The organism is Saccharophagus sp. K07 (assembly GCF_014336955.1).
Classification (GTDB): domain Bacteria; phylum Pseudomonadota; class Gammaproteobacteria; order Pseudomonadales; family Cellvibrionaceae; genus UBA5868.
Genome location: NZ_QRAI01000001.1, coordinates 49,438 through 67,551, shown reverse-complemented (window position 1 = coordinate 67,551; position 18,114 = coordinate 49,438). Strand labels below are relative to the sequence as shown.

General features: G+C 51.9%; 19 protein-coding genes, 1 tRNA gene and 1 pseudogene. 12 read left to right on the top strand and 9 right to left on the bottom strand.

Features of this window, described 5'->3' with window-relative positions; genetic code table 11:
- Positions 1-111: 111 nt before the first annotated feature.
- Positions 112-1,071: a DMT family transporter gene (locus tag DWB84_RS00325; protein ID WP_187407778.1), complete on the bottom strand. Its 960-nt coding sequence runs from the start codon at positions 1,069-1,071 to the stop codon at positions 112-114.
- 344 nt (positions 1,072-1,415) lie between these two features.
- Here DWB84_RS00325 and DWB84_RS00320 point away from each other — a divergent pair, with 344 nt between their 5' ends.
- Together DWB84_RS00320 and DWB84_RS00315 are read left to right on the top strand one after the other, a co-directional pair.
- Entirely contained in the window at positions 1,416-2,657 is a 1,242-nt protein-coding gene (locus tag DWB84_RS00320) for a multifunctional CCA addition/repair protein (RefSeq protein WP_187407777.1), read from the top strand.
- Entirely contained in the window at positions 2,654-3,400 is a 747-nt protein-coding gene (locus tag DWB84_RS00315; RefSeq protein WP_187407776.1) for a pteridine reductase, read from the top strand. Before DWB84_RS00320 ends, DWB84_RS00315 begins: the two co-directional genes overlap by 4 nt.
- A 12-nt stretch (positions 3,401-3,412) precedes the next feature.
- Here the strand turns inward: DWB84_RS00315 and folK are convergent, their stop codons facing one another.
- Genes folK through tsaD form a run of 3 tightly spaced genes read right to left on the bottom strand, consistent with a single transcriptional unit; the run spans position 3,413 to position 5,324 of the window.
- Entirely contained in the window at positions 3,413-3,916 is a 504-nt protein-coding gene (gene folK / locus DWB84_RS00310) for a 2-amino-4-hydroxy-6-hydroxymethyldihydropteridine diphosphokinase (RefSeq protein ID WP_187407775.1), read from the bottom strand.
- On the bottom strand, positions 3,913-4,269 hold the full coding sequence (gene folB, locus DWB84_RS00305; protein WP_187407774.1) for a dihydroneopterin aldolase: 357 nt from the start codon (positions 4,267-4,269) through the stop codon (positions 3,913-3,915). The genes folK and folB overlap by 4 nt, the downstream gene beginning before the upstream one ends.
- A 20-nt stretch (positions 4,270-4,289) precedes the next feature.
- On the bottom strand, positions 4,290-5,324 hold the full coding sequence (tsaD, locus tag DWB84_RS00300; protein ID WP_187407773.1) for a tRNA (adenosine(37)-N6)-threonylcarbamoyltransferase complex transferase subunit TsaD: 1,035 nt from the start codon (positions 5,322-5,324) through the stop codon (positions 4,290-4,292).
- 266 nt (positions 5,325-5,590) lie between these two features.
- Between tsaD and rpsU the strand changes: the two genes are divergently transcribed.
- The 7 genes from rpsU (at position 5,591) to DWB84_RS00265 (ending at position 12,520) form a co-directional block, all read left to right on the top strand.
- A complete protein-coding gene (gene rpsU, locus DWB84_RS00295) occupies positions 5,591-5,806 on the top strand; it encodes a 30S ribosomal protein S21 (protein WP_187407772.1) in 216 nt (71 codons plus the stop codon).
- Positions 5,807-5,923: 117 nt separating this feature from the next.
- Positions 5,924-6,373: a GatB/YqeY domain-containing protein gene (locus DWB84_RS00290; RefSeq protein WP_187407771.1), complete on the top strand. Its 450-nt coding sequence runs from the start codon at positions 5,924-5,926 to the stop codon at positions 6,371-6,373.
- Positions 6,374-6,516: 143 nt separating this feature from the next.
- Positions 6,517-8,454 carry a DNA primase gene (dnaG, locus tag DWB84_RS00285; protein WP_187407770.1) on the top strand — a complete coding sequence of 646 codons (1,938 nt, stop codon included), beginning with the start codon at positions 6,517-6,519 and terminating at the stop codon, positions 8,452-8,454.
- A gap of 178 nt (positions 8,455-8,632) precedes the next feature.
- Positions 8,633-10,483 carry an RNA polymerase sigma factor RpoD gene (gene rpoD / locus DWB84_RS00280; protein WP_187407769.1) on the top strand — a complete coding sequence of 617 codons (1,851 nt, stop codon included), beginning with the start codon at positions 8,633-8,635 and terminating at the stop codon, positions 10,481-10,483.
- A gap of 204 nt (positions 10,484-10,687) precedes the next feature.
- Positions 10,688-10,764: transfer RNA gene (locus tag DWB84_RS00275), tRNA-Ile, on the top strand.
- 318 nt (positions 10,765-11,082) lie between these two features.
- Positions 11,083-11,679 carry a Fic family protein gene (locus DWB84_RS00270; RefSeq protein ID WP_187407768.1) on the top strand — a complete coding sequence of 199 codons (597 nt, stop codon included), beginning with the start codon at positions 11,083-11,085 and terminating at the stop codon, positions 11,677-11,679.
- A 127-nt stretch (positions 11,680-11,806) separates the two neighbouring features.
- Positions 11,807-12,520 carry a Fic family protein gene (locus DWB84_RS00265; RefSeq protein ID WP_187407767.1) on the top strand — a complete coding sequence of 238 codons (714 nt, stop codon included), beginning with the start codon at positions 11,807-11,809 and terminating at the stop codon, positions 12,518-12,520.
- Between the two features lie 106 nt (positions 12,521-12,626).
- Here the strand turns inward: DWB84_RS00265 and DWB84_RS00260 are convergent, their stop codons facing one another.
- Both DWB84_RS00260 and DWB84_RS00255 read right to left on the bottom strand, forming a co-directional pair.
- Positions 12,627-12,959: a hypothetical protein gene (locus tag DWB84_RS00260; RefSeq protein WP_187407766.1), complete on the bottom strand. Its 333-nt coding sequence runs from the start codon at positions 12,957-12,959 to the stop codon at positions 12,627-12,629.
- A pseudogene (locus DWB84_RS00255) lies at positions 12,953-13,889 on the bottom strand (MFS transporter). The gene DWB84_RS00260 and the pseudogene DWB84_RS00255 overlap by 7 nt, the downstream one beginning before the upstream one ends.
- 170 nt (positions 13,890-14,059) lie before the next feature.
- Between DWB84_RS00255 and DWB84_RS00245 the strand changes: the two are divergent.
- The 3 genes from DWB84_RS00245 (at position 14,060) to DWB84_RS00235 (ending at position 15,949) form a co-directional block, all read left to right on the top strand.
- Positions 14,060-14,635, top strand: a complete 576-nt coding sequence (locus DWB84_RS00245) for a TetR/AcrR family transcriptional regulator (protein WP_187407763.1) — start codon at positions 14,060-14,062, stop codon at positions 14,633-14,635.
- Positions 14,636-14,947: 312 nt separating this feature from the next.
- The gene (locus DWB84_RS00240; protein WP_187407762.1) at positions 14,948-15,325 is read left to right on the top strand and encodes a winged helix-turn-helix domain-containing protein; all 378 of its coding nucleotides are present in this window, start codon (positions 14,948-14,950) and stop codon (positions 15,323-15,325) included.
- 21 nt (positions 15,326-15,346) lie between these two features.
- Positions 15,347-15,949, top strand: coding sequence for a nucleotidyltransferase (locus DWB84_RS00235; RefSeq protein ID WP_187407761.1), 603 nt, complete (start codon positions 15,347-15,349; stop codon positions 15,947-15,949).
- A gap of 46 nt (positions 15,950-15,995) precedes the next feature.
- On the opposite strand, the gene DWB84_RS00230 is transcribed toward DWB84_RS00235, so the two are convergent.
- From DWB84_RS00230 to fmdA, 3 genes are all read right to left on the bottom strand, one after another.
- The gene (locus tag DWB84_RS00230) at positions 15,996-16,334 is read right to left on the bottom strand and encodes a cupin domain-containing protein (RefSeq protein WP_187407760.1); all 339 of its coding nucleotides are present in this window, start codon (positions 16,332-16,334) and stop codon (positions 15,996-15,998) included.
- Between the two features lie 103 nt (positions 16,335-16,437).
- The gene (locus tag DWB84_RS00225) at positions 16,438-16,788 is read right to left on the bottom strand and encodes a zinc ribbon domain-containing protein (protein ID WP_187407759.1); all 351 of its coding nucleotides are present in this window, start codon (positions 16,786-16,788) and stop codon (positions 16,438-16,440) included.
- A gap of 56 nt (positions 16,789-16,844) precedes the next feature.
- Entirely contained in the window at positions 16,845-18,074 is a 1,230-nt protein-coding gene (gene fmdA / locus DWB84_RS00220) for a formamidase (RefSeq protein ID WP_187407758.1), read from the bottom strand.
- Between the last annotated feature and the right edge of the window lie 40 nt (positions 18,075-18,114).

Genomic DNA, 18,114 nt, shown 5'->3' with positions numbered 1-18,114 from the left:
AGCGGTGCGATCAGCCGCTGATGTCGCTTCATCGACTGGCAAACGCGAATCGGCATGTGACACTGGCATCTGCACCAAATTGAGCCGCACCAATTAGTTAGCGCGCTAACTTTATCGCTCAATTTGCCGTGCGTCGATGGCTTCGGCGCGGATGATGTGACCATCCACTCTCGCCGAAGTCCTTCGGATCCTAAGCTTAAGCCATTCCATGACGCGACTGACCAGCCCCTGGTACAAGCCCAACGCCGCAAGAATCAATCCAGCTCCCACCAAAGTCGGAGCGGAAAATTGCTCCCCAGCCAACATGCCCCAGCTCAGCGCCATCACCGGTGTGATCAGCGTAATTAATGAAACACTGGCGACCGAACAGGCTCGCAAAACATAAAACCAGAGTATGTGCCCCAGCAAAGAACCCGCAATAATGAGATAGATGACACCTATCAGCGAACGCTGGTCAATTGCGGTCGGCAAGGTGCCATCTGCCAGCCACCATGCAAAGATGAAAAAAGGTGCCGAAATAACAAGGCTGCCGGTTCCCAAGCGCAGAGGCTCCATATTGACCGCGAGCTTTTTCACGAAAACTGAACTCAAGCCCCAAATCAAGCAGGCGAGCACGATTGCCGCAATTCCCCAAAGGGCATCGACACCGGCAGCCGCCTGCTCTCGATACACCAGCCACAAGCCAAAAATGGCGAGCAATAACGCAAGGATTCTGACTGGGGAAAAAGGATTTTCCCGCAACACCACAATGGAAAATACACCAACACAAAAGGGATAAATCCCCAAAATAATGGACATTAATCCAGAGGGAACCGACTGCGCCGCCCAATACATCAGTAGCATATTGGGAAAAAGCCCGAATGAACTTGCGGCATAAATCAGCCAATCGCGCGACTCGGAAATAAATGGTTTGCGCAGCAATTTCAGCAATGCAAAACACAAAATTGCCGCTAGCACCATGCGCGCCATTATCGAAAACGAAAAGGATAAAGAACTGATGCTCCAGTGAATTCCCAAAGGAGTGGTCGACCAAATCAATACGACCAAAGCGTAAGCGCTGGCGATTCTCATGAATAATGCCCCTGTAGATAACCTCAAAGCAGCTTTTCTACGGCGCATAAAAAAGGCCGCAGATTTTGATGCTGCGGCCTTTAAAATTTGGGTTTAGAGTCGTCTTATTTCATCATCCCCCGCCTTCACTCGGCCGCCTACGCGCCACAATCGCACGCACAGCACGCAGCCACGCACGCACGACATGCTTCGCCAGAGCGGCGGCAGAATGTAGTTGAATGCTGGAATGCAGGCATGACATAAAAAGCGAGTTCTCATGAAAAAATGCGACTGAGATCATTTGATCTTACAGCCGAAAGTTGGCTAGAGTGTGTCGAAACATCTCAAAAGCGTCAACACAAATTATGGAAATTTTTTTGGTAGGCGGCGCGGTGCGCGACAAGCTGCTCGGTCGACCGGTTGTCGAAAAAGACTGGGTCGTGGTCGGCGCAACACCCGAGGCCATGATCGCTCAAGGCTACCAGCCGGTCGGCCGCGACTTCCCGGTCTTTCTGCACCCGCAGAGCAAAGAGGAATATGCGCTGGCGCGCACCGAGCGCAAAACCGCTCCTGGTTATAGCGGATTTCAATTTTATGCCGCCGAAGATGTCACTCTCGAACAGGACCTGATCCGTCGCGATCTCACCATCAATGCCATAGCGGAAAATTCCAACGGCGAATTAATTGATCCATTTAATGGCAGAGGCGATCTCGAAAAACGCATCCTACGTCATGTGTCACCCGCATTTGCGGAAGACCCGGTGCGCATATTGCGCGTTGCGCGTTTTGCCGCGCGCTATCATCACCTGAATTTTTCCATCGCAGCGGAAACGCTCGACTTGATGCGCGCAATGGTCGACAGCGGCGAAGTGGATCATCTGGTCGCCGAACGCGTTTGGAAAGAAATGAGCCGCGCGCTGGAAGAAAAAAATCCGGAAGTTTTTTTTCTTACATTGAAAGAATGTGGTGCGCTCGCGCGCATCATGCCGGAAATAGACGCGCTTTTTGGCGTGCCACAGCGACCGGAATATCATCCAGAAGTCGACACCGGCGTGCATACCATGCTCGCCCTGCAGCAAGCCTGTCGATTAAGTTCGGAGGTGCAAGTGCGACTTGCCACACTGCTGCACGACCTCGGCAAAGCGACAACCCCAAAAGAAGAATGGCCACGCCACCACGGCCATGAGGAAAGAAGTCTGCCTTTGGTACGCGAATTTTGCCAGCGTTTGGCGGTACCCAAACATATGCGCGATCTGGCACTGGCGGTTGCGGAATTTCATACCCATTGCCATCGCGCCTTGGAACTGAATCCGTCGACCTTGGTAAAAACCCTGGAAAAACTCGACGCTTTTCGCCGACCAGAAAGATTCGCCGAATTTTTACTGTGCTGTGAAGCCGACGCGCGTGGCCGAACCGGATTTGAAGATCGTCCCTACCCGCAAGCGGTCTATTTTTCCGGCGCATTTAACGCCTGCGTGCAAGTCAAAGTGCGCGACCTGCTCGATCAGGGCTTAACGGGTGCACAATTAGGTGAGGCATTGCATAAAAATCGCATCCAGGCGGTGACGCAATTTCAGGCCGAGTGGCAACAGAGAAATCCATCATGACCTCATCGCAAAATAAAGTGGCCTTGGTGACCGGCGCTGGCCGACGCATAGGTGCGTGCATTTGCCGCACACTGCATAAAACAGGATGGAATGTCGTTATTCATTGCCATAAATCCTATGCACAGGCGAATGAACTGGCAGATGAGCTAAATTCTCTGCGCGCGAACAGCGCACGAGTCATTCAAGCGGATTTAAATCTGCTCGCGGATATTCGATCTCTGGCAGTTAACGCCGCTTCGACTTGGGGAAGGCTGGATGCATTGATCAATAACGCCTCATCGTTTTTTCCCACCCCGGTCGAAAGCGCGTCCGAAGATCAATGGAACAATCTGATCAACAGCAATCTCAAAGCGCCCTTTTTTCTCAGTCAGGCCGTTATTGAAGCGCTGCGCCAAACCCGTGGTTGCATTATCAATATCACGGATATTTTTTCTGTTCGTCCTATGCCGGGCCATTCAATTTATTCCATTGCCAAGGCCGGCAATGCCATGCTCACCAAAAGTTTGGCTTTGGAGCTTTCACCGGATGTGCGCGTCAACGGTGTTGCGCCCGGCGCTATTCTTTGGCCAGAGGATGCACATGGAAAAGAAATGGCATCGGAATTTAAATTGCAGCAAATTCCGCTCGGCGCCCTCGGCGGAGCGCAAACCATTGCCGATACGGTAAGATTTTTAATTGAAGATGCGCCCTATATCACCGGAGAAATTATCACCGTGGACGGCGGGCGCTCATTGATGCAATAGAAAAAGGAATTTTTAGGCGTCTGCTGCAGCAGATAAATCCAACTCCACCCGCCACAAACTCTGGCGAGTTTTATCGTAGTTTTCCCAAAGCTCCGCTATGGTTTTGTTTTCCTGCGGATGGACAAGATCGGGAGCCAGATCGAATAATGGCTGCAATACAAACGCGTTTTCGAGAATTTCCTCGCGCGGCAATTTCACGCCGTCGATATCTCCCACTGCATCGCCGTACAACAGAATATCGATATCCAAGGTGCGTGCACTAAAGCGCGGCGCTGTGCGATCTCGTCCGTTGTCATTTTCGATGCAGCGTAATTCCTGCAATAAATCCCCGACCGACAAATCGGTTTCGATCTGCACTACCAAATTCAAAAAATTATTGCCGACAAAGCCGACCGATTTGCTTTCATAAACAGGCGAGATATTCACAGCGCCAAAACACTTTCTCAGCGCGAGCAGCGCTTGAGAAATGTGATACGGCGCATTCCGATTACTGCCTAGTCCCAGGAATACCTTCATGCCAAACGCCCCCGCTCAATAATGACGCCGACATTTTCCGCTCCGCGCACGGCGCCGGGTTTATACAAGGTCAAGCGGAGCCACGGCACAGAAAATTCCGTCATTATGACGCGCGCGGCTTCTTCTGCGAGGGTTTCAATTAACAAATACTGGCTGTTTTCCACCAAGGTAATCAGGCGTTTGCTCACCGCTTTGTAATTCAGCGCGTATTGAATATCGTCGGTCTCTGCGGCTTTGCGAATATCGTGAGCCATTTCGATGTCAAAACTCACGGTTTGCCGCACCTGCCGTTCCCAATCGTAAATACCGATGATGGTGTCGACGCGAAGATTATTGATAAACACTTTATCCATGCAAAATTCCAAAAACGAAATCAGAATGCCAGCGGCGGCAGGGTTTCCATATTCCAACGCGGAAATACATTCACCCCCAACTCTGCCGTTTGACCAGCGAGTAATCGCTGCGCGCCGGCAAATGCGATCATGGCGCCGTTGTCAGTACAAAATTCGTGACGCGCATAAAACACTTCACCACCAATTTTGGCCAAGGACTCGGTCAGTTTTTCACGCAAGCGGCGATTGGCTGATACGCCTCCGGCAATAACCAGAGTGCGCTTGCCCGTCTGCTCCAGGGCACGGCGACATTTAATGACCAGAGTATCGACGACCGCCTCCTGAAAGGCCCAGGCGATATCGGCACAGGTCTGGTCATCAGGCAAGCCATCGGCGCCCGCATGGGCGGCGATAGTCGTCAGAGTGAAGGTCTTTAAACCACTGAAACTAAAATCAAGGCCAGGGCGATCCGTCATAGGTCGGGGAAACTCAAAACGGCCTGGCGTACCCTTCTCCGCCAGTCGCGCCACTAATGGCCCACCCGGATAATCCAGGTCCAGCATCTTAGCCGCTTTGTCGAAGGCTTCACCCGCGGCATCATCGACCGACTCACCCAACAATTTGTACTGGCCAATACCGGCAACATCGACAAGTTGGGTATGGCCACCAGACACCAATAAGGCAACAAAAGGAAATGAAGGTGGATTGGGTTCCAGCAGCGGTGCCAATAGGTGGCCTTCCATATGATGCACGCCGACGGCAGGCACTCCCCAACCGTAAGCCAGACTGCGGCCAAAACAGGCGCCGACCAACAGCGCCCCGATCAATCCGGGACCGGCGGTATAGGCCACGGCATCAATTTGTTTGGGTGACGTATTGGCTGCTGATAAGACTTCTTCTATCAAAGGCAGCAATTTGCGCACATGGTCGCGCGAGGCGAGTTCCGGTACCACGCCACCGTATTCCGAATGCAGGGCGACCTGACTGTACAAGCGGTGCGCGAGCAAGCCCTGATCGGTGTCGTAGATCGCCACCCCAGTCTCATCGCATGAAGTTTCTATGCCCAAAACGCGCATAATGACTCTCGTTGGTTCTGCAGATACAAATGAAAATGCGCGTCAGCTGGCGCAAAACCCAGCCATCTTACCCACTGGCCATCGGGCTTCCAACAATCTTCTACAATTCCTCCGGCGCTTCGGCTACCAAGCCCAAGCTCCGCTAAACTAACTTGACCCTTGTCAGTCGTAAACGATGGGTATAGAATTCTCGCCCCTAAAAGCGCCCTCCCCGTTTTTGAGGGTTGAGCTGAAACCAACTGAAAGAAATTCAACAGAGTAGACTTATGCCTTCAGTAAAACTGAAAGAAAACGAACCATTTGATGTTGCCCTGCGTCGCTTTAAGCGTTCTTGCGAGAAAGCTGGCGTTCTGGCTGAAGTTCGTCGTCGCGAGTTCTACGAAAAGCCCACTTCTGTTCGCAAGCGTAAAGCTGCTGCTGCCGTTAAGCGTCACGCTAAGAAATTGCTGCGCGAAAACCGTAAATTCCAGCGCATGTATTGATCTCTGAGGGGCTATCCCCTCAGCTGATGCTTTTGGCACGCCAGATCCGCTTCATTCCACTGCCTGTCTACGCCGATAGTTGTTTAACGGCGTAGCTCATCTCGAGTGCATCGATCCATGAGTAGCGCCATCCAACAAGCCATCAATGAAGCCGTTAAAGACGCCATGCGCGCCAAGGCCAAAGAGCGCCTGAGCACCTTGCGCCTGATCACTGCGGAATTCAAGCGCATTGAAGTGGATGAGCGTATTGAGCTGGACGATGCCCGCGTACTGGCCGTGCTCGACAAAATGGTCAAGCAGCGCCGCGAGTCCGCCAAGCAGTACAACGACAATGGACGCCCCGAACTGGCCGAGCAAGAGCTTTTCGAGATCAGCGTTATTCAGGAATACCTCCCGCAACAGTTGAGCGAAGAAGAAATTCGCGCACTGGTTCAAGAGGCCGCCACCGGTCTTGGCGTCAGCGGCATGGCCGATATGGGCAAATTGATGGCCGCTGTTAAGCCCAAAGTGCAGGGTCGCGCCGATATGGGTCTGGTCAGCCAGATCGTTAAAGCTCAGCTGCAGTAATCTCTCGTCTATTCGAATCAAAGCGCCGCACGCAAGTGTCGGCGCTTTGTTTTATTTGCTATCTAAAATTTTAGTGAGACTTGCAAGAGCACTTTGACGCAGTTTGGCTTAAGCTTGTTGCGCCTTGCACTCAGATTTCACCTATGAGCCGGATTCCCCAGCATTTCATTGACGACCTGCTGAATCGCATCGACATAGTCGAAGTGATCGACAGCCGCGTGAAATTGCGCAAAACCGGCAAAAATTACAGCGCCTGCTGCCCCTTCCACAAAGAAAAAACGCCATCCTTTACCGTCAGCCCGGACAAGCAGTTCTACTACTGCTTTGGCTGCGGCGCCTCCGGCACAGCCGTTGGCTTCTTGATGGAGTACGAAAACCTCGGCTTTGTGGATGCAGTTGAGAACTTGGCGGGTAGCGTCGGCCTTGCCGTCCCGCGCGAAGAAACCCGCGAAGCGCCGCAAAAATCCCAGCAGAATCTCTACAGCATATTGGCGCGCGCGCAGAAGTATTACGAACAGCAGCTGATGGAACATCCACAGCGCCGGGAAGCCATTACCTATCTGAAAAACCGCGGCTTGACCGGGGTTATCGCCAAGGAATTCGGCCTCGGCTATGCACCTCCTGGCTGGGACAATCTGTTGGTCAAACTCGGCCTGAATGAAGAGGACCGCCAGCTTCTGTCCGAAAGCGGCATGGCCATTATTAATGAAGAGACAGGTCGCCTCTACGACCGCTTCCGCCATCGCATCATGTTTCCCATTCTGGACTTGCGCGGCAGAACCATCGGCTTCGGCGGTCGCATTCTCGCATCCGATAAAGAACCGCAATCCCAGGCAGGCAAAAAGCGCGGTGCCGGACCGAAATATCTCAACTCGCCCGAAACCCCGATTTTTCACAAAGGCTGCGAGCTTTACGGCCTATACCAAGCCCTGCAACATCAGCGACGACCGGACAGCCTGATCATCGTTGAAGGCTATATGGATGTGATTGCCCTGGCCCAGTTTGGCATTCGCAACGCCGTAGCCACCCTGGGCACAGCCTGCGGCGAAGAGCACCTTAAACTCGCCTTCCGCCATACCAGCTCGATTATTTTCTGCTTTGACGGCGACAACGCCGGGCGCAAAGCCGCCAAACGAGCACTGGAAAATGCCCTGCCCGTAATGGACGACGGTCGCAAAATTCAGTTTTTGTTTTTGCCCGAAGGCCAAGATCCGGATTCGCTGGTGCGCCAAATTGGACCCGAGCGCTTCAACCAGCAATTGAACGCTGCTCAGCCACTGGAAGAATTCTTCTTTTCTGCCGTTTCCGAAAATATCGATACCCGCACTATGGAAGGCCGCGCCCGCATGAGCAAGCTGGCCTCTCCCCTGCTCGGCCGCCTGCCTCCCGGCGTGTTTCGCGAATTGATGTTTGCACAATTGGCGCAGCGCACGGGTTTGAGCCTGGATGTATTGCTGGAGTTGATTCACGAACCGGTCAGCCTGGCAGAGCCTGCACCACAAACTCAACCGGCTGCCGAAACTCCAAAACCACCTCGCCCACCCGTCGCGCCACCGCGTGCGCCGGAACCCGTGCGGCCGATGATCAGCAGCCAGCCGCAAACCAAAGATGCCAAAGGCCGCGTCAAACTATCGCCCGCTCGCCTAGCTCTGACCATCGCCTTGCAAAACCCCGAGCTGATTCATCATCACAGCATTAACTGCGAACTGCCGGAAAGTGATGATCCCGAATTGCAGCAGCTCAAAACCTTGCTGACTTTTTTGCGCGATCGTCCGAACGCCAGCTTCCACAGCATTCTGGGATATTGGGGCGGAGCTTATGGCCTGGATGCCCAACGTCAACTGATGAGCCTGGTGATGCACGACCTGGTGGATGAAGCAAAACGCGGCACCCGCTACGACGCTTGCCAGGAGCTGAAGGACGCCTTAGGCCGCATCCGCCAGGAACATTTGCTACTTGCACATGAAAGGGAACTGTTTGAGCTCGCCAGCATCGAAGTCGGTCAAATGAACGAGCAGCAAAAACAACGTCACCGTGAATTGCTGATCCTCAAACAGCAAACTAGACTCACCAAGCAGTGAATGTTTGAGCCGGGTTTTCCTTGGGTGTTCGACCAAATTGTCATAGTCCCCACGCCTAATATGCAGAGAGAACCAGACTGCCGGCCTTTTTCTGCGCTGGATTTTATGGATGCCCCCTCCATAAAACGCTATAATCGCCGCCTTTTTCGTTAGCCCTCACCGTTTCGCAGGATACTGAATGAGCGATCAACAACAGTCTCGTATCAAAGACTTGATCAACCGTGGCCGAGAACAAGGCTACCTGACCTACGACGAAGTCAATGACCACCTGCCGGACGATATTTCCGATCCCGATCAGGTCGAAGACATCATTCAGATGATCAACGACATGGGCATCCGTGTATACGAGGTCGCCCCGGATGCCGATGAGCTGTTGATGAACGACAGCGACAACACCGACGAAATCGCCGCTGCGGAAGCCGCTGCCGCCCTGGCTGCGGTTGAAACAGAAGCAGGCCGCACCACCGACCCCGTGCGCATGTACATGCGCGAAATGGGCACCGTCGAACTGCTCACCCGCGAGGGCGAAATCGCCATCGCCAAGCGTATTGAAGAAGGCCTGCGCGAACTGATGCACGCCATCGCCTTCTGGCCCGGCGCAGTGCAAACGGTTGTCGACGAATTCGACCTGATCGAAAAAGGCGAGCGCCGCATTTCCGATGTTATCGCTGGCTGGCTCGACCCATTTGAAGCAGAAGTTCAAGAAGCGGACATCGACCTGCCCGTTGACGATGACAAAGCTCCTGCCGCCGCCGTTATTAACGACGACGAGAGCGAAGAAGCCAGCAGCGACACCGAAGAAGACGACGCCGCCACTGGTATCGACCCCGAAGTGGCTAAACAGCGCTTCGAAGAGCTGCGCGTCCAACTGAAGAAAACCCTGGCAGCCCTGGAGAAACACGGCCGCGACAGCAAACAGGGCAACAAAGAGCTGGAAGCGTTGGGCGAAATCTTCCGCTTCTTCAAACTGCCACCCCGTCAGTTCGACCCTATCTACAAACAGGCTCGCGACGTACTGGCGCGCATCCGCGAATGCGAAAAGGAAATCATGGCTCTATGCATACGCAAAGCCAATATGCCGCGCAAAACCTTTATCAAAGAGTTTCCAGGCAACGAGACCAACGAAGATTGGATCCCAAGTATTGTTAAGAAGAAGCGCGACTACTCCGACGCGCTGCGCGCCGTGGCAGACGACATAGTCGCCGTGCAACGCCGTCTGGCCGACATCGAAAATGAAGTGGGCATCAGCCTGGCGATGGTGAAAGAAATCAACCGCCGCATGTCCATCGGTGAAGCCCAGGCCCGCCGCGCCAAGAAAGAAATGGTGGAAGCCAACCTGCGTCTCGTAATCTCCATTGCGAAGAAGTACACCAACCGCGGTTTGCAGTTCCTCGACCTGATCCAGGAAGGCAACATCGGTTTGATGAAAGCAGTGGACAAGTTCGAATACCGCCGCGGCTACAAGTTCTCTACTTACGCCACCTGGTGGATTCGTCAGGCCATTACACGCTCCATCGCCGACCAAGCACGCACCATCCGTATTCCGGTGCATATGATCGAAACGATCAACAAGCTCAACCGCATCTCGCGCCAAATGCTGCAAGAGATGGGACGCGAGCCGACGCCGGAAGAACTGGGCAAGCGCATGGATATGCCGGAAGACAAGATTCGCAAGGTGCTGAAAATCGCCAAAGAGCCAATCTCCATGGAAACCCCGATTGGCGACGACGAAGATTCGCATCTGGGGGACTTTATCGAGGACACCTCGATCACCTCTCCAGTGGACGCAGCAACCGCACAAGGCTTGATGGAAGCGACCCGCGAAGTTCTGGCTGGTCTCACTGCGCGCGAAGCCAAGGTTCTGCGCATGCGCTTCGGTATCGATATGAATACCGACCACACATTGGAAGAAGTGGGCAAACAATTTGACGTTACCCGTGAGCGTATCCGTCAGATCGAAGCCAAAGCTCTGCGCAAACTGCGCCACCCAAGCCGCTCCGACCATCTGCGCGGCTTCCTCGACGATTAATCAATTGCCTCGCAAGAGGCTGGCCAAGCTCGCCGCCGGGCACTATAATGCCCGGCCTTGACAGCCCCGGACATAGGGCCAGTCAAACAACCGACCACGACGTCAAAAGCGCAAGGTTCGGGACTCTTTAAAGTTAGGCGGGTTCGATTGAAGCCACTCACTCCTACCCGCCACCGGTGCCACGAGCACCGGACCTTTCTTTCAGGGCCTATAGCTCAGTTGGTTAGAGCATCCGACTCATAATCGGCAGGTCCCAGGTTCAAGTCCTGGTGGGCCCACCATCTTAAGCATTCGTTTTATTTCCTTCGTAGTCAGCTCAGTGAACCTGGGACCGCTTTTCTTCGGCAGGCCCCAGAGCTAAGGCGCCCCGTTAAGTCCTGGTGGGCCCACCATCTCAAGATATAATTTTGTTATTTCTTCGTTGCTGATCTGTGAACCTGGGACCGCTTTTTATGCGGCAGGTCCCAGAGCTGGGCGTTAAGTCCTGGTGGGTGCGCAAATCTGTAAATTGTTATGTCGCATTTTCACGCTCAATCCGCTTACTGAGCTGTTACTATCCGATCCCACCCATCCGCCACCTGTAAGAGAAGGAGTCCAGCATGAAGGATATTTTGGGGTTTACCTATACACCTTCACTATTCAAAAACGTAAAAACCAAAATCGGAAAGGAAAGAGCAATATTTAGGCTTCAGCAACGTTTCCCTGCATACATCTGGAATGACTCCTTAACCGAAGGCAAGGCTTATACTTACCCGATGGTTAAGACTGTGATTGACGGGATCACGACCGGCGGCAGCAAACTAACCCACCAACAGGACATCTTGAATCAGAAAAAGAGCCTCGAAAAATTGATTGACTTGGTCAAACGTGGGGAGTTCGACATCTCTAAAAATGCATTTTGCTCTCTGCACGATGTGGCAGCAAAGGAAGAAGCCCTTGAATGGGGCATATTTCGATCTGGCAGCGTAGGTGTCGCAGGCACAAACTATTCCCCGCCTCCAGCTCATCTCCTGAATTCCATTTTCGAAAAAGGAATCCAGGCAATAAAGAAAATCGACAATTCATTAGAACAAGCGATAATTTTCTTTTTATTCGGGGCTTACCATCAATTTTTCTACGACGGCAACAAACGCACATCTCGCCTTATGATGAACGGAGTTTTGCTTTGCAAATGGGTGGGACGCGCTCGTCATTGATGCCAATAAACGTGGCGAATATAACCGTACGATGCTAGAGCTTTACAATGCAAGAAATGCCGACAGCGCAATCAAATTTTTGATTCAATGCTATCGTTTTCAAGATTCCAGACACTGCGAGTAAACCATGCAAACTCCAGATAAAACGCGCTTAGGTATTGAATGGTCGGATGGTGGTTTTCAGCTGATCCCGGCTACCGACCCTCGCAAACCAAAATTCATTTTGAAAAAATTGCTTGCGCAATATGTTTGGGATATCACGCAATTAGAAGACAACCCCATGTCTTTTTTAGACGTCCAAACTGTTTTGGACGGCATTACGGTTGGTGGTTATAAAACTGAGGATTTCAATCAAGCCTTGAATCAAGCAAAAGCTCTTCGCGAATTATCTAACTTGGTCGGAAATCCGGAGTGGAGCTTATCCAAAAAACTGGCAACCCACCTGCATTCATTTGTCGCGCGTGAAGAAGCTTTAGCATGGGGCGAATTCCGCAAAGGCGCTGTCGGCATCAGCGGCACCTCTTATCAACCACCGCCCCCAGAACTTCTCGATACCATTTATGAAAGTGGTATTAATGAAATAAAAAAAATCACGAATCCTGTTGAGAAAGCCGTTATTTATTTTCTCTGGGCATCCCTGAACCAATTTTTTTATGACGGAAATAAACGTACTGGTCGACTGGTCATGAATTACCTCTTGATGAACAATGGCTACTACTACCTGACAGTCCCTGCGGAAAAGAAAGAAGAATTCAACTCAGGAATGGTCGACTTTTATAACACTCGAAACGCTGATGGAATGATTCGCTTTATGAGGGACTGCTATAAAAATTGGGACTAATGTTTCCTGCCTATTACAGAATTTTTCGGCAGCAATCTACCACATTAAAATTATTGCTCATTTTCAGGCCCTCCGCGGAGGGCCACTCCATAATGCTTAGCGCTCATCACACTTTTATATAACGCAAAGCCAACACCACAACTCCTGCCAAGCAGGCGATGATCAGCAGCAGTCCAATTCGCAAGCCGATCAACGCAGGTATTGCACCGCCGACCAGTGATCCCAGAATCGCGATGCCCAGCGCCATACCAACCTGCCGCGAAGTGTTGTAAATGCCGGAAGCTAATCCAGAACAAGCAGGATCGACCGTGGTTGTTGCGACCAAGTTTAATGCTGGGGAGTAGATGCCTGTACCTATGCCGATCAGCACAGTTCCGAGCACGAAGATGGGCCAAGTCGCGGGAGTTGTAATCCACAGGGCAACTACGCCGCCTAACAAGGCCCAGAACCGCCCACCCACAACATCCAGCGCGCGCCGTTTTTCCGCAGACCTGGATTGAGCACCGCCGTGGTCAGAATCACTGCAATTGCAAAGGGCAGCAGCAATGTTCCGGCTCTAAGCGGCGTTACTTGCCAGGCATGCTGGACGAATAGAGCCAGCATAAACAGCAGACCATAGCAGCTGAATTGGAAGGCAAAGCCGCCTGCAACCGCCGCACTGAAAGGCCGATTGCGGAAAATTCTTAGTGGCAGCATGGGATGAGGCACATGCAATTCGGCCCAAATGAACGCCATGATTCCCATCATACCGCCGGCAATCAAACCGATCACCAATGGGTGTGTGCCTCCCAGGGTGTTGCTTTCGATAAGGCCGGCAACCAAAGATGTCAGAGCCAAGGTTCCCAGGCTGACGCCGACAAAATCCAGCGGGACTCGGCGCAATGAGGTCTCTCGCAAGTATTGATAGGTCAGCCAAGCGCCCAACAAACCCATGGGCAGATTAATCAGGAAGATCGACCGCCAACCCCAATACTCCGTCATCCACCCCCCGCCGATCGGCCCAACCACCATAGCCACACCACCGATAGTCGCCAGCATATTAACGGCGCGGGCGCGCTCGACTTTGTCCTGCCAGCTTTTGGCAACGAGTGATAACACCATGGGAAGCAACCCTGCCGCAGCCACACCTTGCAATAGGCGCGAGGCGATCAGAACACAGCAGCGATGCAAACGAAAATGCCAACATTGCTGCGATAAACAATCTCCGCGCACCCCATCGATCACCCAGAGCGCCCGCCGTCAGCAGCAACCCCGCCAACGGCAAGGTATAAGCCGTGACGATCCATTCCAATTGCGAAACCGTGCTTTGAAACTCCTGCTGAATAGTCGGCAGCGCCAAGTTCAACGCGGCGCCATCAAGCGTGACCATAAACACGCCGGAGCAAATGGCAGCCAGCCCCCAAGGATTGCTTCCGGAATAGCTCTCTTCTCTTACATCGCGAGAAGGAAATGAAAGTGACATTGAAATTCTCCAGATTGTACCTACTAGTATGTTTTTACTGTAGCACGAAAACATACTAGTTGGTACAATCATGCCCCATGAATAAATCCATCGAAAAATTAATCACGACAACCCAAGCCCTGCTTTGGGAACGCGGCTACGTCGGCACTAGTCCGCGCGCCATCCAAGATCGCGCAGGCGTTGGCCAAGGCAGCATGTATCACCACTTCCGCACCAAAGCCGAACTCGCTCAGGCCGCGGAGGAGCGGTCTGCTGCTGAATTGATTGAAGAAGTTCGCGCCCTCCTGGATGCCCCCGGAGATCCTCTGGACCGTGTGCTGACCTACCTGCGGCGAGAACGCGACGTCCTTAAAGGCTGTCGCATCGGCCGCTTGGCTGCCGACCCTGAAGTCGTGGCTGATCCGGCTTTGCGCAAACCACTGGAACACGCCTTTGGGTGGATCACCGAACGATTGGCGGCACTGCTACGTGAAGCTCAGGACTGCGGCCGTCTGCCCCAAGAGTGGGACGCGCAATCCCTTGCGGCAACGGTGCTTGCGGTAATCCAGGGAGGATATGTGTTGGCACGAGCGGCCAATTCGCCGGCGCCTTTTGAGCAGGCGATTGAAGGGTTGATTGCATTGTTAACCAACAACGCAACCGCCGAAGATTGACGCCGCGTAGCGGACGCTTGATTTGGCGTTGCTTGACCCAGTAATTTTCAGCTTTTCGGGAATCCAACTTAAAATAAGCAAAATCCTTATTTTATTTTTTAGGCAAATTTAAAATTAGGATCAGAAACCCTTCACCAACTTTACTAAAGCTCCGCCCGTTTTCCGCTCATTCGACATCCGCCGCTTCAAAATTCCGAAGACCACACTGCGGCACCCTCACTTACCAATAGTTGGTATATTTGAACCACTAGTTGGTAAATTTGAACCACTAGTTGGTATATAATATTGAGACGTATAGCGGTGAGGGCGGATATGTTTGTCTTAAAGGGTATCTTGAGAGCTGAAAGCCAGGAAAAGGTTTTGATCTATCTACTGGTCCGCGAAACCGGCTATGCCAGAAGTATCGCGGAATTTTATGGTGTGCCAACTAACCCCGTGCAAAAACAACTGGCTCGTCTTGAGGAAGACGGTGTTGTCGTTGGCAGCTACGTTGGGAACGTCCGGCAATACAAATTCAATCCGCGTTATGCGTTCATAGAGCCACTAAAAGAGCTACTAAAAAAGGCGGTCGCGGCTTACCCATCAGATGTCCAAATAAACCTGACGGTACAACGAACCCGCCCACGTCAGCCGGGCAAACCATCAAACCGCCTGCGCAAATCCAAGCAGGCAACCAATAATGACAATTGACTCAATTTTGGTGAGGGGCAAATGGATTTCAGCAAAACTTCGATTGTCGAGCTAGCCACAATAGTCGCTGACCATCTACAACAACACGGCATCGATGTGGTGTTGGTAGGTGGACTTGCGGTGGAGATTTATACGGAAAATTTGTACTTAACCAAGGACATCGACATGGTCAACACCAACTATAAAAATCCGCAGGAGCTGCGGAATGCCATGTCAAAGCTGGGCTTTCAAAAAAAAGGCCGGGTATTTGTGAACCCAACCACCGATATAACAATTGAGTTCCCTTCTGAGCCTTTGTCGGTCGGGGACGAGTCCGTTGTCAAAACAACAATGGCGAAAGTGGCAATGGGAAAAATTCCAATTTTGGAGGTGAGCCACGTGATTAAGGATCGCCTAGCGGCTTACATCCACTGGCGAGATAGGCAATCTCTTGTTCAAGCACTCGCCATACTTCTCAAATATCCAACCAACCGCACGAAATTAAAACCGTTTTGCGATCGCGAAGGTGGAGATGGACTTTATTTGATGTTGGAAAATTTGCTCAAAAAGGCCAAGTCTCAAAAGCTCTCGACTATGGAACAACTGCAGCAGCTGGTCACCGATCATTTCATCGAAAACCTTTGATTTTCGGATCAGCATATCCCGAATATCGGCATTTTTCATCCATCACTTAGCTCTCACCACCCTTCTCCCCATAAAACACCGCCCACATTTTGATCCCACTGAGATTGCCCTTAAATTGATGCTGTTGGCCGGCTTTGACGAAGATGGCGGAGCCGGGGGTGAAGGGAAATTCTTTGCCTTCGATTTCGATAATGCCGCTGCCTTCCAATACAAAATACAGCTCATCCTGATCATGCGGCGTTTGGTAATCTGCCCCTTCGGGGGCGAAGTAGAGTAAGGTCATGGTGCCATGTTTAAAGGCTTCTATATCCCAGACGCCCTCTTTCCATTTTTCGGTTGCGGGCAGTGGTAATTGGGGGTGGTAGTCGTCTGGGTTGAAGATCATGGTTATGCCCTTTTATTGGGTGCTTTTTGGTTAAGCATAGATTATCCATTTCACCAAAATAAAAAACCCCGCGCTTGGCGGGGTCCAGACAGGAGGGGTTTGATTAGTGGCTGATCATCCAAGGCCGCATGGAGGGAAACATTTTTTCGCCGCGGGCGGTGTAGAAAAGTTTGGATTTTTTCAGCCCGTGGTCGCAACCGCACTGCTGGCGGTGCCTGTGGTCGTGTTGGCGACGGTCTTGGGAAGAGATGATGGGTTCGTGGCGGGATTTTTCGTTGGTGGCGTGCGCGAGGCGTTTGTCTGGATCCATCAACAATAATTCCGGCGGCAGCATAATGATGCGCGGGCACAATTGTGCACACGTGGGACATTCGACCGGTTTATCGTGATTTTCCATGGTTTGCAGTTGATAAAAAACACCATGTTCGCGGCAGCGGTAGTCGTACACAGGCATATTATTAATCTCCAGCAAATTACCCGTCCGTGGGTATCAAATTACAACGCTACAAATTAAAGATCGGGGGCTAATGGAACGTCGACGGAGCCATCAACCGCTTTGGTCGGACCCGATGCATTCGGCTTGATATCAAATTCAAAGATATCCGTCGGCAGCCACAAGGTTGCACACGCGTTCGGAATATCCACCACACCACTGATATGCCCTTGTACCGGCGCCACGCCCAAAATGGCGTAGGCTTGCGCCCTGCTATAACCGAACTTGGTCATATATTCGATGGCGTTCAAACAGGCCTGACGATAAGCAATATGCACATCCAGATAATGCTGTTTGCCTTTTTCGTCTACGGAAATACCTTCGAAAATCAAATAGTCGTCGTATTTCGGTGTGATTGGGCTCGGTTTGAAAATCGGGTTTTTAATACCGTATTTTTTCATCCCGTCTTTGATCAAATTGACGCGCAGGTGAATCCAACCGGCCATTTCGATGGCACCGCAGAAAGTAATTTCTCCATCGCCCTGGCTGAAGTGCAAGTCACCCATGGACAAACCGGCATTTTTTACATAAACCGGGAAATACACTTTGGAACCGCGGGATAAGTCTTTAATGTCGCAGTTACCGCCATGCTCGCGCGGCGGCACGGTACGCGCACCTTCTGCGGCAGCTTTGGCTTTATCTTCGCCTTTTAATTGCCCCATATGCGCAGTTTCTGCATAAGGCAGAGTGGCAAGTGCAGGTACAGCGTCGGGATCTGTGTCATACAAGGCTTTTTCGCGCTTGTTCCACTCTTCCAGCAATTCTTTTGACGGCAAGCAACCGATCAATCCGGGGTGAATCAAGCCGGCAAATTCCACTTGTGGTACGTGGCGGGATTTGGTGAACATGCCGTTGAAATCCCAGATGGATTTTTGCGCTTCCGGGAAATGTTCGGTCAAAAAGCCGCCGCCGTTTTTCTTGGAGAAAAAGCCGTTAAAACCCCAGAGACTTTCTGCGAAAGTGCCTATATCCAGAATATCCACTTCCAACAGGTCGCCGGGCTCTGCGCCTTCGATGCCGACCGGGCCAGATAAAAAGTGTACTTGGGTGAGGTCCACATCGCGTACGTCGGATGCGTCGTCGTCGTTTTTGATTTGCCCGCCGGTCCAGTCGTAGCACTCGATAATAAAATCATCTCCCGGTTTTACCATAACCGCCATGGGGATATCCGGATGCCAGCGGTTGTGGACTTTTTCATTTTCATAAGGAGATTGCTTGAGGTCGATTTTGATAATCGTTTCAGCCATTGGGATTTTCCTCTTGCGGTTGTTAAAAATAACGTCGTGA